10 protein-coding genes are annotated in these 11,491 nt (G+C 68.2%); 9 read left to right on the top strand and 1 reads right to left on the bottom strand.

The window, feature by feature from the left end; translation table 11 throughout:
- The first annotated feature begins 126 nt into the window (after positions 1-126).
- The 7 genes from murG (at position 127) to lpxC (ending at position 8,075) form a co-directional block, all read left to right on the top strand.
- Positions 127-1,212, top strand: a complete 1,086-nt coding sequence (gene murG, locus AC04L7_RS04735; RefSeq protein ID WP_436001087.1) for an undecaprenyldiphospho-muramoylpentapeptide beta-N-acetylglucosaminyltransferase — start codon at positions 127-129, stop codon at positions 1,210-1,212.
- Complete coding sequence (murC, locus tag AC04L7_RS04730) at positions 1,212-2,663, top strand: UDP-N-acetylmuramate--L-alanine ligase (protein WP_475512607.1); 1,452 nt, start codon at positions 1,212-1,214, stop codon at positions 2,661-2,663. The genes murG and murC overlap by 1 nt, the downstream gene beginning before the upstream one ends.
- Positions 2,660-3,622, top strand: coding sequence for a D-alanine--D-alanine ligase (locus tag AC04L7_RS04725; protein ID WP_436000130.1), 963 nt, complete (start codon positions 2,660-2,662; stop codon positions 3,620-3,622). The genes murC and AC04L7_RS04725 overlap by 4 nt, the downstream gene beginning before the upstream one ends.
- On the top strand, positions 3,619-4,401 hold the full coding sequence (locus AC04L7_RS04720; RefSeq protein ID WP_436000128.1) for a cell division protein FtsQ/DivIB: 783 nt from the start codon (positions 3,619-3,621) through the stop codon (positions 4,399-4,401). The genes AC04L7_RS04725 and AC04L7_RS04720 overlap by 4 nt, the downstream gene beginning before the upstream one ends.
- On the top strand, positions 4,398-5,633 hold the full coding sequence (gene ftsA / locus AC04L7_RS04715) for a cell division protein FtsA (protein WP_475512606.1): 1,236 nt from the start codon (positions 4,398-4,400) through the stop codon (positions 5,631-5,633). The genes AC04L7_RS04720 and ftsA overlap by 4 nt, the downstream gene beginning before the upstream one ends.
- 85 nt (positions 5,634-5,718) lie before the next feature.
- Positions 5,719-6,945, top strand: coding sequence for a cell division protein FtsZ (ftsZ, locus tag AC04L7_RS04710; RefSeq protein WP_296278474.1), 1,227 nt, complete (start codon positions 5,719-5,721; stop codon positions 6,943-6,945).
- Positions 6,946-7,160: 215 nt separating this feature from the next.
- On the top strand, positions 7,161-8,075 hold the full coding sequence (gene lpxC, locus AC04L7_RS04705; protein ID WP_475512605.1) for a UDP-3-O-acyl-N-acetylglucosamine deacetylase: 915 nt from the start codon (positions 7,161-7,163) through the stop codon (positions 8,073-8,075).
- 201 nt (positions 8,076-8,276) lie between these two features.
- Here lpxC and AC04L7_RS04700 read toward each other — a convergent pair whose 3' ends face one another.
- On the bottom strand, positions 8,277-8,744 hold the full coding sequence (locus tag AC04L7_RS04700) for a DciA family protein (protein WP_475512604.1): 468 nt from the start codon (positions 8,742-8,744) through the stop codon (positions 8,277-8,279).
- Between the two features lie 8 nt (positions 8,745-8,752).
- Between AC04L7_RS04700 and AC04L7_RS04695 the strand changes: the two genes are divergently transcribed.
- Positions 8,753-9,703, top strand: a complete 951-nt coding sequence (locus AC04L7_RS04695; protein WP_296278471.1) for a M23 family metallopeptidase — start codon at positions 8,753-8,755, stop codon at positions 9,701-9,703.
- A 171-nt stretch (positions 9,704-9,874) separates the two neighbouring features.
- Positions 9,875-11,491: preprotein translocase subunit SecA (secA, locus tag AC04L7_RS04690; protein WP_475512603.1), on the top strand; the 1,617-nt coding region annotated here is incomplete at its 3' end.

Below are 11,491 nucleotides of genomic sequence, written 5' to 3'. Positions count from 1 at the left end.
GCCGCGTCCCGCCAGCCCCGCACCGGCGACCGCTGCCGGCGTCTCGCTGTCGCAGACCCTGCGCGGCACCAGCCGCCTGCACGCGCGCGTCGAGCCGACGTTCGAGAGGCTGGCATGAACGCGCCGATGCATGCCCCCGTGATGATTATGGCCGGCGGAACCGGCGGCCACATCTTCCCCGCGCTGGCCGTGGCGAAGGTGCTGCGCGCGCGCGGCGTGCCGGTGGTCTGGCTGGGCGCCGATGGCGCGATGGAAACGCGCCTGGTGCCGCAGCACGATATTCCGCTGGATACGCTGGCCATCAGCGGGTTGCGGGGCAAGGGCAAGCTCGCGCTGCTCGGCGCGCCGGTCCGCATCCTGCGCGCGATCCGCGCCGCCGGTTTCGTGTTGCGTCGCCGGGTGCCGCGCGCCGTGGTGAGTTTCGGCGGCTTCGCGGCAGGTCCCGGGGGCGTCGCTGCGCGCCTGATGGGCGTGCCCCTGATGGTGCACGAACAGAACCGCGCGGCCGGATTCACCAACCGCATGCTGGTGAAGGTCGCTCGCCGCGTGATGACGGGCTTTCCCGGCGCCTTCCCGGCGCGCGAGGAAGTCGTCGGCAATCCAGTGCGCGACGAAATCGCGGCATTGCCCACGCCATCCGAACGCCTGGCGGGCCGCGGCGGTCCGCTGCGCGTGCTGGTGCTGGGTGGAAGCCAGGGCGCGCGTGCCTTGAACCTGGCGGTACCGAAGGCGATCGCGGCGTTGCCGCCGGGCAGCCTCGAAGTGCGCCACCAGTGCGGCGAAAAGCTGCGCGACGAAGCCGCAAAGGCCTATGCGGATGCGGGCGTGGCGGCCAGCGTCGAAGCCTTCATCACCGACATGGCGGCGGCGTATGCGTGGGCCGATCTGGTGGTCTGCCGCTCCGGCGCTTCCACGCTCGCCGAGCTGTGCGCGGTCGGCGTGGGCAGCGTGCTGGTCCCGTTCGCGCAGGCCGTCGACGACCACCAGACCCGCAATGCCGAATACCTGGTCGAGCGTGGTGCGGCCGTGCTGCTGAAGCAGGACGACACCTTGGCCGAAACCCTGACGGCGGCGCTGCGCCCGCTCATCGCCGACCCAGGCAAGCGCATGGCGATGGCGCAAGCCGCGCGCGCACTGGCCAGGACCGATGCGGCCGACCGCATCGCCGACATCATTCTCGAGGAAGCCATTGAAATGAGGACGCAGGCATGATGATGGCTGCTGCACGCGAGCGCCGCCTGCAACACACCGGCAACCTGGCCAAGGAGTTCCGCCGGGTGCACTTCGTCGGCATCGGCGGCTCCGGCATGAGCGGCATCGCCGAAGTGCTGTGCACGCTGGGCTACGAAGTCTCAGGTTCGGACAACGCCGACAACGCCGCGACCCGTCGGCTGGCGTCGCTGGGCGCGCGCGTCATGCGCGGCCACAACGCGTCCAACGTGCTGGGCACCGACTGCGTGGTGGTGTCCAGCGCCATCAAGCACGACAACCCGGAGCTGATGGAGGCGCGCAGCCAGCGTATCCCGATCGTGCCGCGTGCCGCCATGCTCGCGGAACTGATGCGCTTCCGCCGCGGCATCGCCGTCGCGGGCACGCACGGCAAGACCACCACCACCAGCCTCGCCGCCGCCGTGCTGAGCGAAGGCGGCCTGGACCCGACGTTCGTCATCGGTGGCCAGCTGCTCGCCGCCGGCGCCAACGCCAAGCTCGGCGACGGCCAGTGGCTGGTGGCCGAGGCCGACGAAAGCGACGGCAGCTTCCTGCGCCTGAATCCGCTGATCTCCGTCGTCACCAACATCGACGCCGATCACCTGGAAAACTACGGCAACGACTTCGAGCGCGTGAAGGCGGCGTTCGCCGAGTTCCTGCAGCGCCTGCCGTTCTATGGCCTGGCCGTGCTGTGCATYGACGATCCGGAAGTGGCCGCCATCGCGGCGGACACGCCGCGCCACGTGATGAGCTATGGCTTCGCCGAGAACGCCGACGTGCGCGCCGAGGACGTCGAGCAGGAAGGCGGTCGCATGCACTTCACCCTGCGCCTGCCGGAGGACGCCAGCATCCGCGTCAGCCTGGCGCTGCCCGGCCGCCACAACGTGCAGAACGCGCTGGCGGCCGCCGCGATCGGCTGGCAGCTGGGCGTTTCGCCGGAGAACATCGCGGCCGCGCTGGAGAAGTTCGCCGGCATCGGCCGCCGCTTCAACGACCTCGGCGAAATCACCACGTCGCAGGGCGCGCGCGTGCAACTGGTCGACGACTACKGCCATCACCCGAAGGAACTCGCCGCCGTATTCGCCGCCGCGCGTGGTGGCTGGCCGCACAAGCGCCTGGTCGTCGCGTTCCAGCCGCATCGTTACAGCCGCACGCGCGACCAGTTCGATGCGTTCGCGGCCGTGCTGTCGGAAGCCGACGCCCTGGTGCTGAGCGAGGTCTATCCGGCCGGCGAACAGCCAATCGCCGGCGCCGATTCGAAGTCGCTGGCGCGTGCGATCCGTGCCCGCGGCCGCAACGAGCCGGTGGTGGTCAGCCAGGTCAGCGACCTGGTCGACGTGCTGCCCGACGTCCTGCAGGACGGTGATCTGCTGCTGCTGATGGGTGCCGGCGACATCGGCCACATGTCGCAGCACATCGCCGCGCACGGATTCACCGGCAAGGACACCGCATGAACGACCTGACCGTTCCGCCGCTGCGCATCACCGATGCTTCGCGCTTCGGCCGTGTGGCCGTGCTGCTGGGCGGCGCGTCCAGCGAGCGCGAGGTGTCGCTCAACTCCGGGCGGAACGTGCTCGACGCGCTGCTCGCGCGCAGCGTGCAGGCATTCGCCGTCGACGGCGTGCCTGCGCTGATCGAAGCGATCCGCGCGGGCAAGGTCGACCGCGTCTTCAACATCATGCACGGCGGCGATGGCGAGAACGGCGTGCTGCAGGGCCTGCTGCAATCGCTCGGCGTGCCGTACACCGGCCCCGGCGTGCTGGGTTCGGCGCTGACGATGGACAAGATCCGCACCAAGCAGGTGTGGCAGGCCGCGGGTCTGCCCACTGCGACGTTCGTGCGTATTCCGGCCGGTGGCGATCTGGTCGCCGCAGTGCGYACGCTGGGCTTCCCGGTGTTCGTGAAGCCGTCGGCCGAAGGGTCGAGTGTCGGCGTGTTCCAGATCATCGGCGAAGACCACCTGGCGCCCGCCGTGGCCTTCGCCTCTTCGTATTCCGGCGAACTGCTGGCCGAGCAGATGCTGACCGGTGGCGAATTCACCGTCGCCATCCTCGGTGATCTGGCACTGCCGTCGGTGCGCATCGCGCCGGCCAAGGGCTGGTACGACTACCACGCCAAGTACATCGCAGAGGACACGCAGTACCTGTGCCCGGGCCTGGACGACGCCGGCGACGAAGCGCGAATCCGTGCGCTGGCGCTGGACGGCTTCCGCGCCGCGGGTTGCACCGGCTGGGGCCGCGTCGACGTCATGCGCCACGCCGACGGCCGCTTCCTGCTGATGGAAGTGAACACCGCGCCCGGCATGACCAGTCATTCGCTGGTACCGAAGGAAGCCGCGCAGGTCGGCATCGGTTTCGAAGAGCTGTGCTGGCGCATCCTTGAGCAGACGGTGCCGGAGGTGGCGGGCCGATGAACGCCGCCCTGCGCATCCTGACGTGGCTGCTCGCGCTGGCGCTGGTCGCGCTGCCGGTCGTCGCCGTCGTCAACGGCTGGATCGGCGCCGACCGGTGGCCGCTGAGCAAGCTGCGCGTGCAGGGCGAACTGGCGCGCGTCGATGCGGCGCAGCTGCAGGCGGCGGTGCTACCGCACGCGCGGCGCGGCTTCTTCGCCGTGCGGCTGGAAGACGCCAAGCGCGCTGTCGAACAGTTGCCGTGGGTCGAACGCGCGGATGTCCGCAAGCGCTGGCCCGACGTACTGGAAGTGCGCATCACCGAACACAAGCCGTTCGCGCGCTGGGGCGACGACAAGCTGCTGTCCGAACACGGCCGCCTCTTCCCGATGCCGAAGGAGCTCACCGGCCTGGACCTGCCGCAGCTCGGCGGCCCCGAGTCGCAGGTGCAGGAAGTGACCGCGCTGTACAACGAATCGCGCCAGCTGTTCGCGCCGATGGGCCTGGACGTCACCACGCTGGTGATGGATGCGCGCGGCAGCTGGTCGCTGCTGCTGGGCAACGGCACGCAAGTGGTGGTCGGCCGCGCCGACGCGCGTCCGCGCCTGGGCCGTTTCGCACGGATGCTGCCGCAGCTGCTCGCCACCCAGGCGCAGCCGCTGGTGCGCGCCGACCTCCGCTACACCAACGGGTTCGCGCTCAGCTGGGGCGAGGCGCCGAAGGCGCCGCCACCGGCCGCGACACCGACTCCATTGCCTGCGCCGATCGCGGTCGCGGGTCGTCTTCTGCAGGGCATTACATGAATCGCAAGGGTGACAAATCGCTGATCGTCGGGCTGGACATCGGCACCTCCAAGGTGACGGCGCTGGTCGGCGAGTACGCGCCGGGCAATCCGATCGAGGTGATCGGCATCGGCTCGCACGAATCGCGCGGCCTGAAGCGCGGCGTGGTCGTCGACATCGAATCCACGGTGCAGTCGATCCAGCGTGCGATCGAAGAGGCCGAGCTGATGGCCGGCTGCGAGATCCGCTCGGTCTACGCGTCGATCTCCGGCAACCACGTGCAGTGCCGCAACTCACCGGGCATCGTGCCGATCCGCGACGGCGAAGTGACCTGGGGCGACCTGGACCGCGTATTGGAGGCAGCCAAGGCGGTCGCGATCCCGGCCGATCAGAAGATCCTCCACGCCATTCCGCGCGAGTACAAGCTGGACAACTCGCAGGAAGGCATCCGCAATCCGGTCGGCATGACGGGCGTGCGCTTGGAGGTGGACGCGCATCTGGTGTTCTGCGCGCAGTCGGCGGCCGCCAACATCAGCAAGTGCGTGCAGCGCTGCGGCCTGCAGATCGACGACCTGATCTTCTCCTCGCTGGCCTCCAGCGTCGCCGTGCTGACCAGCGACGAGCGCGAGCTTGGCGTGGTGCTGGTCGACATGGGCGCGGGCACCACCGACCTCGCGGTGTTCGTGCAGGGTGYGATCTGCCACACGGCCTCGCTGCCTATCGCCGGCGACCAGGTCACCAACGACATCGCGCACATGCTGCGCACGCCGACACCGGAAGCCGAACAGATCAAGGTGCGCTACGCCTGCGCGCTGGCCCAGCTCGCCACGGCCGAAGAAAGCATCCAGGTGCCGAGCGTGGGCGACCGCCCGCCGCGCCGCCTGCCGCGCCACGCGCTGGCGCAGGCCGTACAGCAGCGCTACGAGGAGATCTTCGAGATGGTGCAGGCCGAACTGCGCCGCTCGGGCTTCGAGGAGCGCGTGCGCGCGGGCATGGTGTTGACCGGTGGCGCCGCGAAGATGGAAGGCGTTGTCGAGCTGGCCGAAGAGATGCTGCAGATGCCCGTGCGCGTCGGCATCCCGCAGCACGTCACCGGGCTGGGCGAAGTGGTCGGCAACCCGGTGCATGCCACCGGCGTGGGCCTGCTGCTGATGGGCAGCCAGATCGAACATCCCCGGCGTCCGTCGTTGCCCACGGGCAAGGCGGGCAGCTGGTTCAAGAAACTGCAGAACTGGTATCGCGGCGAGTTCTGAGTGAGGCGACATCCTCCGCGAAGTTGAAGGCGTCACGACGTTCGTTCCACCAGCACCACATAACTAAATAAACGAGGACAAGGACATGGCACATTTCGAACTGGTTGAAAAGATGGCCCCGAATGCAGTGATCAAGGTCGTGGGCGTGGGCGGCGGCGGCGGCAACGCCGTGGCGCACATGGTCAACGGCAGCGTGGATGGCGTGGAGTTCATCACCGCCAACACCGATTCGCAGGCGATCAAGAACTGCGGCGCCAAGCTGCAGCTGCAACTCGGCAGCAACGTCACCAAGGGCTTGGGTGCGGGTGCGAATCCGGAAGTCGGCCGCCAGGCCGCACTGGAAGACCGCGAGCGCATCATCGACGCGCTGGACGGCGCCGACATGGTGTTCATCACCGCCGGCATGGGCGGCGGCACCGGTACCGGCGCCGCGCCCGTCGTGGCACAGCTGGCCAAGGAGATGGGCATCCTGACCGTCGCCGTGGTCACCAAGCCGTTCCCGTTCGAAGGCCGCCGCCGCATGCAGGTCGCGCTGAAGGGCATCGAGGAACTGAGCCACCACTGCGATTCGCTGATCACCATCCCGAACGAAAAGCTGATCACCGTGCTGGGCCGCAACGCGACGATGATCCAGGCCTTCCGCGCCGCCAACGACGTGCTGCTCGGCGCCGTGCAGGGCATCGCCGACCTGATCGTCCGCCCGGGCCTGATCAACGTCGACTTCGCCGACGTTCGTACCGTGATGAGCGAGATGGGCCTGGCCATGATGGGCACCGGCAGCGCCCGCGGCGACGACCGAGCGCAGGCGGCCGCCGAGGCCGCGATCCAGAACCCGCTGCTGGACGACGTCAACCTCAACGGTGCCAACGGCATCCTGGTCAACATCACCGCCGGCCCGGACTTCACGATGGCCGAGTTCGACGAAGTCGGCCGCACCATCGAAGGCTTCGCTTCGGAAGACGCGACGGTCGTGGTCGGCACCGTGCTCGATCCGGACATGCAGGACGAAGTGCGCGTGACCGTGGTCGCCACGGGCCTGAACCGCAACGCCGCCCGCCAGCCGGTCGGCCGTGGCGGCGACCTGCGCGAGCCGATGCGCGCGCCGATCAAGCTGGTCCGCGACGCCACCACCGGCATGCCGATCGACGACGGCTTCTCGATGGATCCGATCAGCGCCGCCACCAGCGGCCTGGGCCTGCGCCGTGGTTCGGCCTCGCCCGCGCCGTCGGCCCCCGCGTCGGCACCCGTCGCAGCGGAGCTGCCGTCCGACTACCTGGACATCCCGGCGTTCCTCCGCCGCCAGGCGGACTGATCACGCAACACCCTCCCCGCAAGGGGAGGGGCCGTATTGCTGCATCGCCCTGTCCTTTTGCTGCCGGACCTTCGCCGGTCCGGCAGCCCTTTCCCGACGGCGCTACCAGGCCGTTGTTGCAGGCGTGGGACAGACCGGTTCTTCCGTTAAGATTCAGTGGCCTGCGTGATATTCTCGCTGCCCCCTCAGGTTCCCCCCACCTGCGATCCCCTCCGATGGCCCAGCAACGCACCCTCAAGAACGTGATCCGCGCGACGGGCGTGGGGCTGCACAGTGGCGAAAAGGTCTACATGACCCTGCGCCCGGCCCCGGCGGATACCGGCATCGTGTTCCGGCGCGTCGACCTGTCGCCGGTGGTGGAGATTCCCGCGAGCGCCGATCTGGTCACCGAGACCACGCTGTGCACTGGCCTCACCTGCGAAGGTGCGAAGGTGCAGACCGTCGAACACCTGATGTCGGCGATGGCCGGCCTCGGCGTCGACAATGCCTACGTTGAACTGTCCTCGGCCGAGTTGCCGATCATGGACGGCTCCGCGGGTCCGTTCGTGTTCCTGATCCAGTCCGCCGGCATCGCCGAGCAGGACGCGCCGAAGCGCTTCATCCGCATCCTGCATACGGTGGAGGTCACCGACGGCGACAAGGTGGCGCGCTTCGAGCCTTACGACGGCTTCAAGCTGGGCTTCACGGTCAAGTTCGATCATCCGATGATTCCGGCCTCGCAGTCGCGGGCGGAAGTGGATTTCTCCACCGGCGCGTATGTCAAGGAAGTCGCACGTGCACGCACGTTCGGTTTCATGCGCGACCTGGAATACATGCGCGAGCGCAACCTCGGCCTCGGCGGTTCGRTGGACAACGCCATCGTGCTCGACGAGTTCCGCGTGCTGAACGAAGATGGCCTGCGCTACACGGACGAATTCGTCCGCCACAAGATCCTGGACGCCATCGGCGACCTCTACCTCGCCGGCCGCCCCATCCTGGGCGCCTACGAGGGCTTCAAGTCGGGCCACGCACTCAACAACAAGCTGGTCCGCGCCCTGCTTGCCCAGACCTCGGCGTGGGAAGAAGTGACGTTCGAAGACCGTACCGCGCCGTCGCCGGTCACGTACGCGGCCCCCGCCCTGGCCGTCTGAGACCTCCGTCCCGTCGGGACGGTGAATCCGTTGTCGCCCGGTTTCCCACCCCCGTCACGCGTGCGCGCGCGATTCGTTACGCCTTGGCGAAACTGTGACCTCGGTCAGGAAATGGGTCCGGAAATAACGCGGCCTTAACTTCTGGCTAACGCTCCGACCAGCGGTGGCCGGTACCATGCCCCGTCCCTCGTGATGGCCGAGTCAATTTTTCCGCCGACCACGATGACTGCCGCGATCGGCAGGCGTACCGGCGGAGTCCGGTTCGGACAGGAGGTCGAGGGCCGCTTGCAGCCCTTTGCGGGACGCCTCCGATACGGGTACGACCGGGTTCTGCGCAGGCTTGATGACCGACGCGGGGCTTGTCTTGGCGGTGACTTCGGTGACCGCCAGTCCGATGGATTGGRCCACGTTGATCAATTCGGGTGCCGCCAGGCGAAGCCGGGCGTTCCACACGGGGGAGTCGACGATAAAAACGAGCCGCTTGCCCGCCACGTTCGCCAACCGGCAATGCGGCGCGAGGGCAGGCGGAAGGCAGGGGCGAAGCTGCTGTTCCAAGGCGTCGAGCCACATGGCACGACGCACCGGGTCGGTGGCGGCATCCGTCAGGGCAGCCTGCAGGGCAGGTTGCGCGATGCCGGCGCGGCGCGGCTTGGACTTCGAATCAGACATCGGTATCTATGAGCTTTAAGACCATCGTAAACAATTCGCGTACCTGGTGGGCTCATGCGTCCGCCCATGGCGCCTATCGCATCCGCCTCGCGTTCCACGCACGTCCGCTGGCCAGTGCCGCGGTGCTGGTCGCCGCCGGCCTGCTGGTCGGCGCCGCCGGACGCAGCGCTGCCGGCATGGCCCAGGTGTCGCTGCTGCAGGCCAAGGCCGAGCAGCGCGATACCGAACTGGACCAGGTCCGTCGCGGCGCGCAGCAGGAAATCAACGCCATGGCCGCGCGCCTGGGCGAACTGCAGGCGCAGGCCAATCGGCTCAACGCGCTGGGCGAGCGGCTCACCCGCGTGGGCCAGCTGCAGGACGGCGAGTTCGACTTCAACGAGCCGGTCGGCGTCGGCGGCAACGACGTGTCGTTCGACATGAAGCCTGCCGACCTGAAGGACGGCGTGGACAAGCTAGAGCAGCAGTTCGCCGCCTCCGGTCGCCAGTTGTCTGTGCTGGAAGCGCTGCTGTTCAACCGGGAGCTCGACAAGAATGCGACCCCGGGCCGCATGCCGATCGCCAACAGCTACATCACCTCCGGTTTCGGCGGTCGCGCCGATCCGTTTGGCGGCGGCGGCCAGAACCACAAGGGCATCGACTTCAAAGCGCGTGTGGGCGATCCGGTGCTGTCGGTGGCCGATGGCGTGGTCAGCTTCGCGGGCGTGAAGGGTGGCTACGGCAACGTGATCGACGTGGACCATGGCAATGGCTACGTGACCCGCTATGCGCACAACTCGCGCCTCAGCGTGCGTGCGGGCGACCTGGTGCGCGTGGGCCAGGAAGTGGCCAAGGCCGGCTCGACGGGCCGCTCCACCGGCGCGCACGTGCATTTCGAGGTGTGGGAGAACGGGCGCGTGGTCAATCCGCGCAAGTTCCTGGGCGAAGGCCCGACGCCGGTCGGGCAGGTCAAGCGCGGCTGATCCGCGCGGAACCAATCGGGGGCGGGGCGGTCTGACGGCCCGCCTTGATTCCCCGGGCGGCGCCCCAAGCTACAATACGGTGTTGCCAGACAGGGCGCCTTGCGCCCTGTTTCGTTTTGGGGCCGCACACGCTGCGCCGCCCCGGCGTCCTTTTCCTTTCCGGTTCCCTACATGATCAACAACCTGCTCACCCGTGTCTTCGGCAGCCGCAACGAGCGCCTGCTCAAGCAGCTGCACCGCACCGCCGACAAGATCAACGCGCTGGAAGCAGAGCTGCAGAAGCTCACCGACGAGCAGCTGAAGGCGAAGACCCCGGAGTTCCAGCAGCGCATCGCGGGCGGGGAATCGCTCGACAAGATCCTGCCGGAAGCCTTCGCCGTCTGCCGCGAGGCCAGCCGCCGCGTCCTGGGCATGCGCCACTACGACGTGCAGCTGATCGGTGGCATGGTGCTGCACCTGGGCAAGATCGCGGAAATGCGCACGGGTGAAGGCAAGACGCTGGTCGCCTCGCTGCCCACCTACCTCAATGCGCTAGAAGGCAAGGGCGTGCACGTCGTCACCGTGAACGACTACCTGGCCCGCCGCGACTCCGCATGGATGGGCCGCCTGTACAACTGGCTGGGCCTGAGCGTGGGCGTCGTCTACCCGGGCATGCCGCACGGCGACAAGCAGGGCGCCTACGCCGCGGACATCACCTACGGSACSAACAACGAGTTCGGCTTCGACTACCTGCGCGACAACATGGCGATGTCGCGCGCCGACCGCTTCCAGCGTGGCCTGCACTACGCCATCGTCGACGAAGTCGACTCCATCCTGATCGACGAGGCCCGCACCCCGCTGATCATCTCCGGCCCGGCCGACGAATCGCCGGAGCTGTACATCCGCGTCAACCGCATCGTGCCCCAGCTGATCAAGCAGGAGAACGAGGAAGCCGAAGGCGACTACTGGGTCGACGAGAAGGGCAAGCAGGTGCACCTGTCCGAAGCGGGCATGGAGCATGCCGAGGAACTGCTGCTGCAGGCCGGCATCATCAGCGAGGAAGAGCCGCTGTACGGCGCCAACAACCTGTCGGTCGTGCACCACCTCAATGCCGCCCTGCGCGCGCATGCCATCTACCAGCGCGACGTGGACTACATCGTGCGCGATGGCGAAGTGGTCATCGTCGACGAGTTCACCGGCCGCACGCTGGCGGGTCGCCGCTGGTCCGACGGCCTGCACCAGGCGGTCGAGGCGAAGGAAGGCGTGCCGGTGCAGCGCGAGAACCAGACTCTGGCCAGCGTGACGTTCCAGAACCTGTTCCGCATGTACAACAAGCTGTCCGGCATGACCGGTACGGCGGATACGGAAGCCTTCGAGTTCCAGAGCATCTACGGGCTGGAAGTCATCGTCATCCCGACCAACCGCCCGACCGTGCGCAAGGATTCGCCCGACCAGGTGTTCCTCAACCGCCAGGGCAAGTTCAAGGCGGTGCTGGCCGACATCCAGGACTGCTACCAGCGCGGTCAGCCGGTGCTCGTCGGCACGACGTCGATCGAGACGTCGGAAATGCTGTCCGACTTCCTCAACAAGGCCGGCGTGCCGCACGAAGTGCTCAACGCCAAGCAGCACGAACGCGAAGCGCACATCGTCGCGCAGGCGGGTCGCCCGGGCGCGATCACCATCGCCACCAACATGGCCGGCCGCGGTACCGACATCGTGCTGGGCGGTTCGCTGGAAGCCGAATACGACGCACTCGGCGAAGACGCCGATGAAGCCGCGCGCGCGGCGGTGAAGGCCGAGYGGCAGAAG

The organism is Pseudoxanthomonas sp. LjRoot204_2, from assembly GCF_056175765.1.
Note: the sequence above shows the minus strand (reverse complement) of the source record. Positions and strands in the feature narration are given on the sequence as shown.